General features: G+C 67.9%; 13 protein-coding genes. 3 read left to right on the forward strand and 10 right to left on the reverse strand.

The features are described 5' to 3' along the window. Positions 1-2: 2 nt before the first annotated feature. The 9 genes from D2E24_RS03175 to D2E24_RS03215 form a co-directional block, all read right to left on the reverse strand. Positions 3-1,814, reverse strand: a complete 1,812-nt coding sequence (locus tag D2E24_RS03175) for an ABC transporter permease (protein WP_125967884.1) — start codon at positions 1,812-1,814, stop codon at positions 3-5. Positions 1,815-1,853: 39 nt separating this feature from the next. Then, complete coding sequence (locus D2E24_RS03180) at positions 1,854-3,035, reverse strand: ABC transporter substrate-binding protein (RefSeq protein WP_125967885.1); 1,182 nt, start codon at positions 3,033-3,035, stop codon at positions 1,854-1,856. Between the two features lie 113 nt (positions 3,036-3,148). Then, entirely contained in the window at positions 3,149-4,189 is a 1,041-nt protein-coding gene (locus D2E24_RS03185) for a uroporphyrinogen decarboxylase family protein (protein WP_125967886.1), read from the reverse strand. A gap of 207 nt (positions 4,190-4,396) precedes the next feature. Beyond that, complete coding sequence (locus D2E24_RS03190; RefSeq protein ID WP_125967887.1) at positions 4,397-5,626, reverse strand: trans-sulfuration enzyme family protein; 1,230 nt, start codon at positions 5,624-5,626, stop codon at positions 4,397-4,399. Between the two features lie 314 nt (positions 5,627-5,940). Further along, the gene (locus D2E24_RS03195) at positions 5,941-6,765 is read right to left on the reverse strand and encodes a sulfite exporter TauE/SafE family protein (protein ID WP_125967888.1); all 825 of its coding nucleotides are present in this window, start codon (positions 6,763-6,765) and stop codon (positions 5,941-5,943) included. A 108-nt stretch (positions 6,766-6,873) separates the two neighbouring features. Further along, positions 6,874-8,727, reverse strand: a complete 1,854-nt coding sequence (locus tag D2E24_RS03200) for an ABC transporter ATP-binding protein (protein ID WP_125967889.1) — start codon at positions 8,725-8,727, stop codon at positions 6,874-6,876. Position 8,728: 1 nt separating this feature from the next. After that, positions 8,729-10,486, reverse strand: coding sequence for an ABC transporter ATP-binding protein (locus D2E24_RS03205; protein ID WP_125967890.1), 1,758 nt, complete (start codon positions 10,484-10,486; stop codon positions 8,729-8,731). A gap of 226 nt (positions 10,487-10,712) precedes the next feature. Then, positions 10,713-11,312: a TetR/AcrR family transcriptional regulator gene (locus tag D2E24_RS03210; RefSeq protein ID WP_125967891.1), complete on the reverse strand. Its 600-nt coding sequence runs from the start codon at positions 11,310-11,312 to the stop codon at positions 10,713-10,715. 263 nt (positions 11,313-11,575) lie between these two features. Beyond that, positions 11,576-13,336: a 1-deoxy-D-xylulose-5-phosphate synthase gene (locus D2E24_RS03215; RefSeq protein WP_125967892.1), complete on the reverse strand. Its 1,761-nt coding sequence runs from the start codon at positions 13,334-13,336 to the stop codon at positions 11,576-11,578. Between the two features lie 308 nt (positions 13,337-13,644). On the opposite strand from D2E24_RS03215, the gene D2E24_RS03220 reads away from it, so the two are divergent. From D2E24_RS03220 to D2E24_RS03230, 3 genes are read left to right on the forward strand one after another with little or no spacing between them, the layout of a single operon-like run. After that, positions 13,645-13,878, forward strand: coding sequence for a hypothetical protein (locus tag D2E24_RS03220; protein WP_125967893.1), 234 nt, complete (start codon positions 13,645-13,647; stop codon positions 13,876-13,878). Beyond that, positions 13,871-14,143: a DUF4160 domain-containing protein gene (locus D2E24_RS03225; RefSeq protein ID WP_125967894.1), complete on the forward strand. Its 273-nt coding sequence runs from the start codon at positions 13,871-13,873 to the stop codon at positions 14,141-14,143. Before D2E24_RS03220 ends, D2E24_RS03225 begins: the two co-directional genes overlap by 8 nt. Before the next feature lie 41 nt (positions 14,144-14,184). Next, positions 14,185-15,075 carry a LysR family transcriptional regulator gene (locus tag D2E24_RS03230; RefSeq protein WP_125967895.1) on the forward strand — a complete coding sequence of 297 codons (891 nt, stop codon included), beginning with the start codon at positions 14,185-14,187 and terminating at the stop codon, positions 15,073-15,075. 18 nt (positions 15,076-15,093) lie between these two features. Here the strand turns inward: D2E24_RS03230 and D2E24_RS03235 are convergent, their stop codons facing one another. Beyond that, the gene (locus tag D2E24_RS03235; protein ID WP_241222826.1) at positions 15,094-15,978 is read right to left on the reverse strand and encodes an aldo/keto reductase; all 885 of its coding nucleotides are present in this window, start codon (positions 15,976-15,978) and stop codon (positions 15,094-15,096) included. Positions 15,979-15,991: the final 13 nt, after the last annotated feature.

Raw genomic sequence — 15,991 nt, forward strand, 5'->3', positions numbered from 1 at the left:
GTTCACGCCTTCCTTGAGAACAGGCCCTGCGGGCGGAACAGGATGATGACGACCAGCAGCGCGCCGTAGATCAGCACACGCGCGTCGGTGGCGAAGCGCAAGGCCTCGGGCGCGCCGATCAGCACGATCGAGCCGAGCACCGCGCCCAGCGGCGACGACATGCCGCCCAGCACGACGACGGTCAGGATCAGCGTGGATACGGTGGACGTGAAGATCGTCGGGTCGATGTACGTGTACTGGTGGGCCAGCAGCGAGCCGGCGACTCCGGAGAGGAACGCGGCCAGCGCGTATGCGAGCGCCTTGTACGCGCCGGAGCGGATGCCGAGCGCCTCGGAGGCGCGTTCGTCGGAGCCGACGGCCTCGAACACATGGCCGAGATGGGATCGGCGCAGCCGGGTGACGGCGGCGAGCGCAATGAGCAGCACGATCACGTCGAGCAGGTACTGCATCTGCTGGGTGTAGAGCACCTGGCCGAACACGGTGGGCAGCGGGATGCCCTGAATGCCGAGCGAGCCGTTGGTCAGCGGCTGCGCCAGTCGGATCGCGGCGACCATGACGGCGCCCACGCCAATCGTGGCGATGGCCACGTAGTGGCCGCTGAGCTTCCAGACGGGGAACGTGAGCACGCAGGCGGCGATCGCGGCGATGACGCCGGCGGCAGGCAGGGCGGCGAGGAACGGCCATCCGGCGCGGGTGACGAGCAGTGCGGACGCGTAGGCGCCGACGGCGAACGGTCCGGCCATGCCGAGGATCGTCTGCCCGGCCGAACCGGAGATGAGGGTGAGGCCGACGGCGGCGATCGCGTAGATGGCGACCTGCGTGCCGATGCCGGCCAGATAGTCGGAGAACACGAACGGGGTGGCGACGAGCAGTGCGGCGAGCGCCCAGTTCGCCCATCGGGGCAGTTCGATCGGGCGGCCGGCGTCGAGGAACGTGCCGGTCATCGGCTCGGACTGCACGCCGGCGGCGCCGAACAGGCCCTGCGGGCGGACGATGAGGATGATGAGCAGCGCGCCGAACGTGATCAGGTCGTGCGCGCCGTCGCCGATCAGCGACACGCCGACCGATTCGACGAGGCCGAGCACGATGCCGCCGGCGAGCGCGCCGGGGATGGAGCCGAGTCCGCCGATGGTGGCGGCGACGAACGCGGTCATGCCGATCGAGCCGCCGTTGGTGGGGTTGACGTTCGCGTTGAACAGGCCGACGAAGATGCCGGACACGCCGGCGAGGACCGCTCCGATCGCGAACGACACGTTGCGCACCGTGCCCACGGGGATGCCCATCTGCTGGGCGGCCTGCGGGTCCTGCGAGGTGGCGCGGATCGCCTGGCCGACCTTGCCGAAGGTGAGGAACGCCCACAGGGCGGCCATCGAGGCGACGGCGAGGAGCGCCATCGTCACGTCGGAGGTGCCGAAGCGCACGCCGGCGAACTGCAGGTCGTGGGTGGGCAGCAGCTGCGGGAAGGCGCGCGTGCGCGTGCCGAACGTCAGCTGCAGGCCGCTGTCGATGATCTGGCCGACGCCGATCGTGGCGAGGAGCGCGGCGATCGGGCGGCGTCCTTCGAGCGGGGCGATGACGGCCGTGTTGATGAGCAGGCCGAGCACGCCGGTGGCGAGGGCGACGGCGAGGGTCACGGGGACGATGCCCCAGCCGAGCGTGCCGCCGAGCCACCAGGCGAGCATCATGCCCGCGGCGACGATGGAGCCCTGGGCGAAGTTGGCGACGTTGGTGACGCCGAAGATCAGCGACATGCCGACCGCGACGAGCGCGTAGACGCCGCCGTGGACGAGTCCGGAGAAGATGATGTCGATCATGGTCGATGCCTTCCTGTGCCGTGTGCGCGGCCGCGGCCGTCAGTCCTCGACCTGGACGAACCGGCCGTCCTCGACGCGCAGCAGGATCGGGGCGATGCCGTCGGCGCGGCGGGTCTTGACGTCGAAGCCGAACGTGCCGCCCTCGCCCTGGTAGAGCGGGAAGTCGTCGACGGTCTCGAGCGCCTTCTGGATGCCGTCGCGCGTCGCGTCGGTCTTGTTGGCCGCGTAGGCGAGGTCGATGATCGCCTGGTAGGCGGTCACTTCGAAGTTGCCCGGGTCGTTGCCGTACTCCTTGTTGAATTCCTTGACGAACGTCTTGGCCTTCTCGTCGGTGGTGCCGGTGGCGGAGAAGCAGCCGGTGATGGTGGTGCCTTCGGCGTTGTCGCCGGCGAGGTCGAGGAACTCCTGGGTCTCCTGGCCGCCGTAGAACGGGCCGTCGTAGTCGAGCTTGTCGCGCAGCGTGTTGAGCACGAGCGCGCCGTCGGGGCCGTAGCCGATGTTCACGACCGCGTCGGGCTGCGCGTCGCGGGCGGGGATGAGGATCGGCGACAGGTCGGTGGAGTCGGGCAGGTAGGAGGATTCGTAGACGATCTCGGTGCCGTTGCGTTCGGCCTCCTGCTTGAAGTACTCGTACGCCTGCTTGCCCCAGTCGTTCTCGATGTAGACGACCGAGACGCGCTTGGCGACCTTGGCGACCGCGTCGGCGTTCGCCTTCTGGTAGATGTCCTGGCCGATCTGCGGCGTCCACACGTGGTCGCCGGTGTCGGTGAACGTGGGCGCGGAGTTGTTGAAGCCGTAGTGGACGAGTCCGGCCTGCTGGAAGGTGGGCGACGCGGCGGCGGACGCCGGCGACGTGTAGTCGCCCACGACGGCGATGACCGACTGGTCGGAGGCGATCTTCGGTGCCACGGACGCGTCCTGTTTGGCGTCGGACTGCGTGTCGAAGTATGTGATCGCGAGCTTGCGGCCCTGCACGCCGCCGTCCGCGTTCACGTCCTTGACGGCCAGGTCGAAGCCCTGCTTGAACAGGCGGCCATATTCGGCGTACTGGCCGGTCTGCGGGTAGATCGCCGCGAAGTACACGGTGTCGGACGAGCCGCCCGCCGCGTTCGCCGCGTCGCCGCCCAGTCCGCAGGCGCCCGCGCCCAGCAGCGTGCCGGCCGCGATCGCGGCCGCGGCGGCGGTTCGTATCGTTCGTGCGATGGATGTACGGATGGTCATGATGTTGTTCCCTCTCTTGGTCGGCGGCCCGTCTGCCCGACGGGCCGCCCTCGTCTGTCTCTGTGTGCGCCGGCCGCCGGCGGACGTTCCCCCCGGCGCCGGCGGATGCCGTCTCAGGCGCGCGCCTCGCTCAGCAGTCGCAGCGCCTCGTCGGAGGCCGGCGTGGGCACGGTGCAGCTGGGCGCCAGCAGGAACGGGCGTCCGGCGGCCAGGGCGATCGTGTCGTCGATCTCGCCGCGGATGCGCGCCGTGTCGCCGTCGGACGCGAACAGCGTGTAGTTGGCGCCGGCGACCGGCACGGCCTTCAGCGCGGCGTCGGCCTTGGGGTTGCCGGGCAGGTACTGGTCCCAGTGGACCAGGTCGACGCCGAGGCGGTCGAACCATTCCGGGTGGGAGTCGGCGCGGCACGTGTGCAGCAGGACCGCCGCGTCCGGGTTCGCCTTGCGGATCGCGTCGATGACGATGCGGTCGTACGGTTCGGAGAACTCGCGGTAGCGCGCGTCGTCGAAGTAGCCTTCGCTGACGGTGCCGGTGACCGCGTAGAAGATGCCGTCGAGGCCGGCGCCACCCTCCGATTCGGGGCGCACGAGCGCGGCCGCGTAGTCGGCGAGCGTCTCGGCGATGTTCGCCAGCGCGCGCTTGGCGTCGTCGGGACGGGAGAGGATCACGTCGTCGATGGTCAGGTCGGGCGTCGCGTAGTCGTCGCCCGGGTACAGCGGCAGGTCGGCCAGCTGCAGCAGCACCGACAGCGGGGAGAAGATCGTCTGCACGACGGCGCGGTCGGGCAGGTTGCGGCGGATGATCGCCGCCGCGTCGTACGCCTCGCGCAGGAATTCATTGGCGGCCGGGTCGAGCCGTTCGATGCCGGCGACGTCCTCGGGGCGTCCGATCGCGGCGCGGACCTTGCGCGGGATCACGAAGCCGTTGTAGTCGTCGCGGTCGTAGACGCCGCCCCACGCCTCCGAGTAGTAGACGGCGCGCGGGTTGATCTTCACCCACTGCCAGTCCCAGCGGCGCACGAACTCGGTGTATGCGGCGGCGAACTCCTCGGCCCCGTACTCGTGGCCGATGAGATGCTGCCAGGCGCTCACCAGATAGGGCTTCTCGGCGTCGCCGGCGAGGATGTCGTGGAAGATGGTGCGAAGGTCGGACATGATGATGCTCCTTATGAGGATAGGTACGTGAATGGGTATCGGATGATCCGGGGTATGGAACGGATGAGGATAGGAACCGTCGATCGGCGCGCAGGCCGGCATCGAGCATGGCTCGCGCAGGGCATGCGCGTCGCATGAGGATGCGACGACGGATGGAAACGGTGATGGAACGGCGGCTGCGGCCGTCGTCGGACGGGCGCCGCGCCGTCAGGCGACGGCGGCGACTTCCGCGGAATCCGCCGCGGAATCGGCGTCGGCGTGCGCGCCGGATGCGAGGGCGAACGCATGGGCGAGGTCGTCGATCAGATCGGCCTTGTCCTCGATGCCGACGGCGAGTCGGATCAGCCCGTCGGTGATGCCCACCTTGAGCCGCTCCTCGCGCGGCAGTTCGAAATGCGTCATGCGCGACGGCAGTTCGGCGAGGCTCTCCACCGCGCCCAGGCTCACGGCCAGACGGAACACGTGCAGCGAGTCGAGCAGGACCTCCGGGTCCACCCCGTCGGCGACCTCGAAGCTCAGCACGCCGCCGAAGCCGCGCAGGCCGTTGTCGGCGAGCAGACGGTCGCGGTCGGCGGACACGCCCGGATAGTGGACGGCGACGACGAGCGGGCTGGCGGCCAGGTATTCGGCGATGGCCTGCGCGTTCTCCTGCTGGCGTTCGAGGCGCAGGGCGAGCGTCTGGATGCCGCGGCGCACGTCGTTGCATTCAGCCGGGGCGAGCACGCCGCCGAAGCGGTTCTGCGCGAAGTAGACCGCCTGGGCGAGCACGTCGTCGCGCACGACGACGAGGCCCGCGGTCACCTCGGAATGCCCGGCCAGATACTTGGTGGCCGAATGGATGACGACGTCCACGCCCAGATCGAGCGGCTGCTGCAGGTAGGGGGTGACGAACGTGTTGTCGACGATCGACAGCGCCCCGTAGCGGTGGGCGACGGCGCTGATGCGCGCCGCGTCGTTGACCTTGAGCAGCGGGTTGGTGAGTACCTCGAAGTAGACGGCGCGGGCGGGGGCGCGGCGCACGCCGTGCGGGCCGCGGCCGCTCACCGCCTGTTCGAGCGCCTCGAAGTCGGACGTGTCGACGGTGTCGAATTCGATGCCGCGTTCGGCGAAGTACTCGTTGAACAGCGAGTAGGTGCCGCCGTAGATGTTGTCGCCCACGACGATGCGGTCGCCGGGCGAGAACACCGACAGGACGGCGTGGATCGCGGCCAGGCCGGAGGCGAACGCGAATCCGCGGGTGCCGTGCTCGAGCTGGGCGATCTGGCGCTCGAGGAACTCGCGGGTCGGGTTGCCGCTGCGCGCATAGTCCCAGCGGGGCATCTCGCGCACCGACCCGAACGTGTACGTGGAAGAATTGTAGATGGGCGGGTTCACGGCGCCGGTGGCGTTGTCGCCGACCGGAAGCCCGTGGACCAGCTGGGTGTTGAACCTCGTCATGTGCGCACCTCCTCGGATGTCTGCTGTCTGCGTGTGGCCGATGCGGCCGTATGTGGCCTGGTATGGCCGCGAGGGGTCGTCCCTCTCGCTGATGCATCAACCTACACGCCGCTTCCGTGGTGCGCACCGGCGTGGCTATAGGGGCTGCTTATGGGCCGCTACCGCCGATCGCCGCAGGCGTGCGATCGTGCGGGTTCTATGGCCCGTCATAGATTTTCACGATGGGCGCTTTCGGGCCGTTCCGGCCGCCTACGGGCGCCGGGAGGAGCTTACGATGTCCGGAATGTGGACGGATCGGGGTCGGATCGGCATCGTCAGTAGGTCTTGAGCGCCAGGTCGGCGGCGAGGACGACGCCGGCGACGACCGCCGCGGCGCGCATCGCCCTGGCGGGGATGCGGCGCGTGATCGGCGGGGCGATGTAGCCGCCGATGAAGCATCCGACGCACAGCATGATCGCCGCCGGCCAGTCGACGACGCCCTTGGCGATGAAGATCACCGACGCGCTGATGTTCGCGCCCATGCCCACGAGCGTCTTGAGCGCGTTGATCTTGTGGAACGGGCCGATGCGGGCCGCGTCGAGCATCGCCAGACCCAGCGTGCCGGCGCCGGCGCCGAAGTAGCCGCTGTAGACGGCGACCGAGCACACGCCCAGCCACACCCACCACGCGTCGTCGCGCATCGGCTGCACCGGCCGGTCGATCGCGGGCGCGACGCCGTCCAATTGGGAGCGCACGTCCGCGCAGGCGCGGCGGGCCTGCATGCGGCCGCGCGGGTTGACGCCGATCAGCACGGCGCTGAACAGAATCAGCGCGGGCGCCAGATATTCGAACACGGTCGGATCGAGGCCCAGCAGCAGGAACGCGCCGGCGACGCCGCCGGACGCGCCGATCGCGATGTAGGCGACGACGCGGCCCGTCTGCCCGGCGAGCTCCCTGCGCGCGCCGAGCATGCCGCCCACGCCGGTGCCGATCACGCCGACCGTGTTGCTGGCGTTGGCCATGACCGGCGGGATGCCGAGCGCCAGCAGCGCCGGATACGAGACGAGCGACGAGGCGCCCACCGCGTATCCGACGAATCCGGCGCCGATGCCGGCCAGCAGGATCAGCAGCAGCGTGGTCAACGACAGTCCGGCGATCATGGGCGGGGTCCTCCTTCGGATTCATGCGACCCGAGCGAGGATACCCCGCTTCGCCCGTCCCGTCACCCGCCGCGCTGCCATGTGGACGGGCGGCGTTCCCGCGCCCGGCTACGCGAACTGGGAGTTGTAGAGGGAGGCGTACTTGCCGCCGCGCTCCAGCAGCGTGTGGTGGTCGCCCATCTCGATGATGTCGCCGTGCTCCATGTACAGGATCAGGTCGGCGTCGCGGATCGTGGACAGGCGGTGCGCGATCACGAAGCTCGTGCGTCCGGCCATCAGCTTCGCCATCGCCTTGCCGATCTCCGCCTCGGTGCGCGTGTCGACCGAGCTGGTCGCCTCGTCGAGGATGAGGATCGGCGGGTCGGCGAGGAACACGCGCGCGATGGTCAGCAGCTGGCGCTGGCCGACCGACAGGTTGCCGGCCTCGTTGTCGAGCGGCGTGTCGTATCCCTGCGGCAGCGTGCGGATGAAGTAGTCGGCGCGCGCCGCCTTCGCGGCCTCGACGATCTGCTCGCGCGTCGCGTCGGGACGCCCGTACGCGAGGTTCTCCGCGACGGTGCCGCCGAACAGCCACGTGTCCTGCAGTACCATGCCGAACTCGCGGCGCAGATCGCCGCGCGTCATCGCCGCGGTCGGCACGCCGTCGAGCGTGATCGAACCGCCGTCGATCTCGTAGAAGCGCATGAGCAGGTTGATGAGCGTGGTCTTGCCGGCGCCGGTCGTGCCGACGATCGCGATCTTCTTCCCCGGCTCGGCGGTGAACGACACGTCCTTCATCAGCGGACGGCCCGGCTCGTAGCCGAAGCGCACATGGTCGAACACGACGCGGCCGCGCACCGGTTCGGGCACCGCGGCGGCCTCGCCGGCCGACGGGTCGGGGCGTTCCTCCTCCTCGTCGAGCAGTTCGAACGTGCGTTCCGCGGAGGCGAGCGCCGACTGCAGCGAGTTGATCATGTAGCTGGCTTCGGTGAGCGGTTCGGACACCTGGTTGATGTACTGGTAGAACGCCTGGGCGACGCCGACGGTCATGCGGCCGCCGACGACCATCCAGCCGGCCATGAGCATGACGGCCATCTGGGAGAAGCGGGCGATCATGCGGATGAGCGGGTTGACGGACATCGTGATGAAGTCGGCGAGCTGGGCGGCGCGGCGGGTGCGTTCGGCGGCGTCGGCGACCGCGGCGACGCTGTCGTCCTCGCGGTTGTACGCCTTGATGATGTTGCGTCCCTTGTAGTACTCCTCGGTCAGGCCGGTCAGGTCGCCGATGGTCTCCTGGCGCAGGGATGCGACCTCGAGGTTCTTCCTGGCGACGAGCTTGGTGACCCACATGCTCAGGGCCATGAACGCGAGGAACACGGCGGTCAGCAGCCACGAGTACCAGATCATGATGATCAGCGAGCCGGTGATGGTGGTGATCGCGGTGATCAGGCGCAGCAGGCCGGTCTGCATGACCTCGCTGATGCGGTCGAGGTCGTTGGTGACCTTGCTGAGCACCTCGCCGGGCTTGTTGCGGTCGAAGAAGCGCAGCGGGAGCCGCTGGATCTTGGCGCTGATCTGCCGGCGCAGCGTCAGGTTGAGGTTCTCGGCGACGGAGGCCATCAGGTACGCCTGGAGGTAGTAGAATCCCCACTCCCCCACGTACAGAATCGCGAGGATCGCGATGGGCCGGCCGACGCCGTCGGCGTCCCAGCCGATCGCGAACGGCTCGCCGGCGTCCCATGCGGTCTGCACGGCGTTCCAGATCGCGTCGACGACGATGGCGCTGTACATGGGCGCGCCGATGTGGAAGAACGTGTACAGCACGATCGAGGCGACGACGATGGCGAGACGCACGCGCTGGTTCTTCAGTTGGGCGAAGAGCCGGCGGGCGGTGGCGGCCGCGTTCTTGGGGGCCTCGAGTTCGACGTCGTCCGTGTTCTGCTTGTTCTGCGCGGTTTCGGTGTTCTGCGTGGTCTCGCTCATGTCAGGCCTCCTCTCCCATCTGCGGCTCCCTGGTCTGCGATTCGACGATCTCCCGGTAGACGGGGCATCCGGCCATGAGCTCGTCGTGACGGCCGATGCCGGCGACCTCGCCGTCGGCGAGCACGACGATCTGGTCGGCGTGCTGGATGGTGCTCACGCGCTGGGCGATGATGAGCACGGCCTTGTCGCCCATGTTCTCGTCGAGAGCGCGGCGCAGCGCGGCGTCGGTGCGGAAGTCGAGCGCGGAGAAGCTGTCGTCGAAGATGATGAGCTGGCTGTCGCCCACGAGGGCGCGCGCGATCGACAGGCGCTGCTTCTGGCCGCCGGAGAAGTTCGTGCCGCCCTGGGCGACGCGCGAGTCGAGGCCGTCGGCCAGCGAGTCGACGAATTCGTCGGCCTGGGCGATCTCGACGGCGCGCCACAGGGCCTTCTCGCCCGCCTCGCGGTCGCCGTAGCGCAGGTTGTCGGCGATGGTGCCGGAGAACAGCCATGCCTGCTGCTGCACGTAGGCGATGCGTTCGCGCAGGTCGTGCTGGGTCATGTCCTTGACGTCGACGCCGTCGAGGCGCACGCTGCCCCAGGTGGCGTCGTGCAGGCGCAGGGCGAGCGTGGCGATCGTGGACTTGCCCGAGCCGGTGCCGCCGATGATGGCGGTCGTCTGGCCACGCCGGCAGGTGAACGTGACGTGGCGCAGCGCGTCCTCCTGGGCGTCGGCGAAGCGGAACGTCACGTCGCGGAAGGCGAGCACCTCGCCGTCGTCGAGCGGACCGCGGGCGGTCATGTCGACGGCCTTGCCGGGCTCGGGGTCGGCGATCTGCGGGTCGTGGTCGAGGACGAGGCGCACGCGGTCGCAGCATTCGAGGGCGCGCGGCAGCGTCATGATGACCATCTGGGCCATCATCAGGTAGAACAGCGCCATGATCGCGTATTCGACGATCGCGGTGATGTCGCCGATCTGGAAGCCGCCCGCGTGGATGCGTCCGCCGGCGAGCGCGTAGACGACGACGATGAACGCGTTCATACCGAAGTACGACAGGCCGTCGAGGTTGGCGAACAGGCGGTTCGCCTTGATGGACGTGATCGCGTAGTCGGCGAACGTGGCGTCCATGCGCTCCTGCTCGTGGCGCTCCTTGCCGAACGCGCGGATGACGCGCACGCCGGTGAGGTTCTCGAGTAGCACGGCGCCGATGCGGTCGAGCAGCTTCTGCAGGCGGCGGAACAGCGGCGACGCGGTGCGCATGATGAACCAGGCGACGACGCTGACGAACGCGATCGCGGCCAGCAGCCACAGCGACATCGTCAGGTCGAGGCGGAACGAGAGCGCCAGCGCGATCGCGAAGATCACCGGGACCGGCAGCAGCACGCCCATCACGTTCGTCATGGCCATCTGGATGTTGACCACGTCGTTGATGGTGCGGGTGGTGATCGACGCGGTGCCGAAGTTGCGGAAGTCGTAGATCGACAGGTCGAGCGACTTGCGGTAGAGGGCGACGCGCATGTCCTTGCCGACCTTGGACGTCAGCTGCGAGCAGCACCATCCGCCAGCCACGGCCGCCGCACCGGACAGCAGCGCGGCGACGCCCATCTTGACCGCGGTGACGGTCATCGCGTCGAACGACATGCCGTTCGCGCTCTCGTTGAGCAGCTCCGCGGCGAAGGTGGGGATGACGAGCGCGCCGATCACGTCGGCGAACATGAGGATCGTCGTGATGATGAACAGTGCCCAGTAGGGTCTGAGGAAACGGATGACCAGCCGCATGCTTCTCCTTCGCTCTCGGTCGCGCGTATCGTCTCTTCGTTGCGATGGGACGGCCGGGGCGGGCGGGTGAATCGTCTGCATCGTCAGCATCGTCTGCATCGTCAATCGTTGACGCAATCGCCGTATCCGACAGTCCACCATCCACCCTACGGCATGACGGGGTCCGGCGTTTCGCTCCGCGACGGCGTTTCGCTCCGGGATGAACCGGGGGCGGCCGGGCCGGCTGTTACCGGGAGGTCGCTGAATCGGACGCCGCGACCGGATGCGACGCATCGGCGGTGCGCGTCATGCCGGAGGCGCGGTACAGGCCGTCGCGGATCGTGTCCGGATCGCGGGCCACGTCGCCCAGCGCCCGGTGCAGGGTCAGGCCTTCGACGGTCGCGTCGATGAGCACGGCGGTGCGCGCGTCGAAGAACCGCTCGTAGTGGGCGCGCGACGCCGTCATCCACCTGCGCGAGATGTCCCGGTACGCGGGGTCGCGCGCGGCGAGCGTGTAGAACTCCAGACTGACGGTCAGGTCGCGCGCCGAATCCGACAGGTCGCCCTCGATGTGCCGCGCGATCGCCTCCAGCGCCTCGTCGGGCGTGGACGCACCGGCCATGCATGTATTGAACCGGTCGATCATGCGCTGCGCGAACCGGTCGAACGCCTGATGCAGCAGGTCGGCCATGCCGTCGAAATGGTAGGTCATCGACCCCAGCGGCACGCCCGCGGCCGCCGCGACGACACGATGCGACATGCCGGCGACGCCGCGTTCGGCGATCACGTCGAGGCATGCCTCGATGATGCGGTCCTTGCGTTCCGGGTCGAAACGACGGTCGGCCATGTCCCCTCCTTACGCGTCGGCGCACATTGCACGGTCTGCCGTCGCCGCGCGTCCACGCGGCGCGCCCGCATCATGCGCCCGCGCACGACGATACCATCCGCGACTCCCGCACGGGGGCCGTGCCGTCCGCACGGGAGCCGAGGTCATCATGGCCGTGGACCGACGGGCCTGCAACGCACGGAAGCGTCGCGGAACCGGTTTCCCGATTCCGTGACGCATCACATCGATCGTGACGGCCGTAAACCCGATGCCGCTCGGCAGGGTCACAGGCCGAGCATCGCGCGGATGTCGGCTGCGATGCCGTCGACGGTGATGCCGTTGGCGGCGAGCAGTTCGGCCGGATCGTAGCGGTCGGGCATCGACTTGGCGATGCCGTAGTTGCGCACGCGCATGCCGGTCGGACCGTAGTGGGAGGCGATCTTCTCTCCGAATCCGCCCTCCAGCTGGCCGTCCTCCAACGTGACGACGACGCGATGGTCGGCGGTCAGCGAGTCGAGCAGGTCGAGGTCGAGTCCGGTGATGAACTTCGGGTTGATGAGCGTCGCCTCGATGCCGTCGGTCTCGCGCAGCATGTCGGCGACGGCGGCGCCCATCGGCTGGAAGTCGCCCAGCGCCACGATCGCCACATCGCGGCCGGAGCGCACCGTCTCGTAGCGGTCCAGCTGCGAGTAGTCGGTCGTATCGGCCTTGCCGGTGGAGACGACGCCCATCGCGGGCACTCGGATGGCGACCGGACGCTCGCGCTGCGCGATCGCCCAGTCGAGCATCGCGAAGTACTCCTCCTTGCCGGACGGCGCCAGGTAGACGAGGTTGGGGATGTTGCCCATCATCGCGATGTCATAGAAGCCGAGGTGGGTCACGTCGTTCATGCCGTGCACGCCGGACGCGAAGTCGAGCAGCACCGCCGGATTGCCGTTCACGCACAGGTCCTGCATGAGCTGGTCGTAGGTGCGCTGGATGAACGTGCCGTAGAAGCCGTACACGGGGATGCCGCCGCCACGCGCGATGCCGGACGCCATCGCCACGGCCTGCTCCTCGGCGATGCCCACGTCGACCAGCTGGTCGCCGGCCTCGCGGCGCAGTTCCGGCGTGAAGCCCATCACCGTGGGCGTGCCGGACGTGATGGCCACGATGCGGCGGTCCTCCTTCATGCGGCGCAGCAGATATTCGCCAGTGAGCGTGGAATAGTCCTCCACAGCGGGCCTGTCCGCGAACTCGCCGGTCTGCGGGTCGAACCAGCCGTTCCAGTGCCAGGTCTCCTTGTCGGTTTCGGCCGGCTTGAATCCCTTGCCCTTGAGCGTGTGGATGTGCAGCACGATCGGATGGTCGATGTCCTTGACGTCGCGCAGCGCGTCGACGAGCACGGCCACGTCGTTGCCGTCCTCGATGTAGCGGTAGTCGAAGCCGAGCGCGGTGAAGTAGTTCGTGGACGCGCGCCCGTTCGTCTCACGCAGTTCGCGCAGATTCTTGTACAGGCCGCCGTGGTTCTCCGCGATGGACATCTCGTTGTCGTTGACGATGGCGATGAAGTTGGTGCCCATCTCCCCCACCGTGTCGAAGCCCTCGAACGCCTCGCCGCCGGAGAGCGAGCCGTCGCCGATGACCGCGACCACGTTGTTGTCGCCGTCCATGAGGTCGCGCGCCTTGGCCAGACCGGAGGCAAGCGAGATGGACGTGGACGTGTGGCCCACGTTGAACCAGTCGTGCTCGCTTTCGTTCGGGTTCGTGAAGCCGGAGTCGTCATCGTACTTCGCCGGGTCGGTGAACGCCTCGCGGCGGCCGGTGAGAATCTTGTGCGTGTAGCTCTGGTGGCTCACATCGAACACGAAGCGGTCGTGCGGCGAGTCGAACACGTAGTGCATGGCGATCTCCAGCTCCACCGCGCCCAGATTCGGGCCGACATGGCCGCCGTGCGCGGCGAGCTTGGCGATGAGCGCTTCGCGGATCTCCTGCGCGAGCGCCGGCAGTTCGCCGACGGCCAGCTTCTTGAGGTCGGCCGGCGAGTCGATGCGTTCCAGATACATTGGCGTTCCTTTACTGATATGTGTTGTTACCCACGCGCCGTACCGTTCCCCGTCATGTCCGGACGGACTCTTTGAACGGAACCTACGCGTGCGTGCTTCTTCGTACGCTTGACGATTCTGCTGACTTCAAGCGCTTGAGGTCAATCGCGGAAGGCCGGTCGTTCGCCCGGGGCGAACGCCTTCGACGCCCGATCGCGGCACGCGCCGCCATCCCCGACCAAATCACTATCATGGATGAAGAGGACCAGAAAACCGGGAAACCAGCTGACCAGCTGACCAGCTGAAACATCGACGACCAAGGGGGAATCATGGAGTCAGAGAACACCTTCACCATGATGGGAGTCACCACGCAATGGGACGACGACACCATCACCATCACTGAAGTCGGCTATCCGCATACCGCGGTCCTGGACGACAGCGGCAAGATCCTGTCCTCCACGTTCGGAGCCGAGGGCGAATCGTTCGTGCACCACTGGTTCGACCGCGTCAAGCCCACCGTGGACGGTCTGCGCGCCATCGACCGGGAATACGCCGATGCCTGAAATCTTCAGCTTCGCCGGATACTCCATCTACTTCACCGCGCTAGACCGGGACCACGGCGTGCACGTCCACATCGCGCAGGGGTCACGTCACGATCTCGCACGGTTCATGCTCGCCGAAGACGGAGCTGTCATACTCGCCCACAACAAAGGCGGCCTGCCATCGAAGGCGCTGCGACGACTCCAGTTCTTCCTGACCGCGAACTACTCGGACGTGCTCGCCGCGTGGCGCATGTTCTTCGGAGACGACTACCATTTCGACCGCTGAGCCCATCTCAACGGCGACGTCGGACGATGTGAAAGGACATCATGGTCGAGTTCTTTGAATTGGAGCAGCTGGTGGCGTTCGCCGATCACGGGACATTGTCGCGTGCGGCGGAACAGCTGCATCTGTCGCAGCCGTCGCTGACACGCACCATCAAACGGTTGGAGGCGGAGCTGCGCGTGCCGCTCGTGGACCGTGAACGCAACCGCGTCACGTTGAACGCGAACGGCGAGATGGCGGTGCGGCATGCGCGCCGCATCCTGGAGGCGCGCGACGGGCTGGTCGAGCAGGTGCGCGAGTTCGACCGGGCGAACCGCACCATCGCCATCGCATCGTGCGCGCCGGCGCCGTTGTGGGATATGGCGCCGTTGCTCTCGTCCCTGTATCCGGACACGTCGATCGCCACCACGTTGACCGAGACTGAGGATTTCACCAGTGACCTGATCGCCGGCCGTATCCAGCTGGCGATCGGCACGTCCGCTGCGTCTGAGGCCGGAGGGCTGCTGTCCATTCCTTTCATGCGCGAGCATCTGCATCTGGTGGTGCCGCGCTCGCACATGCTCGCCCGGCTCAACACCATCCGGTTCCGCGATTTCAACGGGCTGGACCTGCTGCTGCGTCCGGACATCGGGTTCTGGGCGCGCGTATGCCGCGAACTCCTGCCGGCCTCACGGCTCATGTTCCAGACCGGAGCGGACACGTTCCAGGCGCTGGTGCGGCGCACCGACCTGCCGTATTTCGCCACCGACGTGTCGTTGCGGTCCGTGAACCGCATTCCCGAAGACCGTGTGGCAATCCCCATCGCGGACGAGGAGGCTTCGGCGGTGTTCCACCTGCTGTGCCGCAAGACGGATGCGGAGCGTTTCGCCATGTTCCTGCGGAAGGTCGCGGACATGGGCCGGTCCGCGGGGTTGCTCGCCGCGGACCGGCCGTAGATGTCCGAAGCTCGTCACTTACTCGCGGCCGGCGCGCTCCTTGATGAGCCCCACCATGAAGTCGACGGTTTCCGGCGTGCGATGGTCGAAGAACAGGCTCGTCTCATCGTCCATGCCGGCGATCGTGGCCATGTCGGCGTCGGTGAGAGAGAAGTCGAACACGTCGAGGTTCTCGATCATGCGCTCGCGGTGCGTGGACTTCGCGAGCGCGACCACGCCGCGCTGCACGAGCCAGCGCATGATGACCTGCGCGACGGACTTGCCGTATTTCGCGCCGATCGCGGTGAGCGTCTCGTTGACGAACATGCCGTTGCGGCCTTCGCCGAACGGCGCCCACGCCTCGTGCACGACGCCGCGAGCGACCATGTGCTCGTGCGCGGCGACCTGCTGGTGGAACGGGTTCGTCTCGACCTGATTGACCATCGGCGCGATCTCGTTGAACGCGCACAGGTCGGCGAGACGGTCCGGGTAGAAGTTGCTCACGCCGATCGAACGCACCACGCCGTCGCGGTACAGCTTCTCCAGCGCGTGCCACGAACCGTACACGTCGGAGAACGGCTGGTGGAGCAGCAGCAGGTCGATGTAGCCGGTGCCGAGCCTGCACAGCGACTCGTCGACCGACTTGAGCGTCTCCTCGTAGCCGTAGCGGTCGATCCACACCTTGGTGGTGACGAACAGGTCGGCACGGTCGATGCCGCTCGCCTTGATGCCCTCGCCCACCTCCTGCTCGTTGTAGTACGCCTGCGCGGTGTCGATATGACGGTAGCCGACCTCGATCGCGTCGGCGACGCAGCGCGCCGCGTCCTCCTTGGCGACCTGGTACACGCCGTAGCCGACGATCGGCATCTCCACACCGTTGCGCAGCGTGACGGTCGGCGTGGTGGTCGTTTCCATGATGGTCATGATGGGTTTCCCT

Source organism: Bifidobacterium samirii, assembly GCF_003952945.1.
Lineage (GTDB): Bacteria > Actinomycetota > Actinomycetes > Actinomycetales > Bifidobacteriaceae > Bifidobacterium > Bifidobacterium samirii.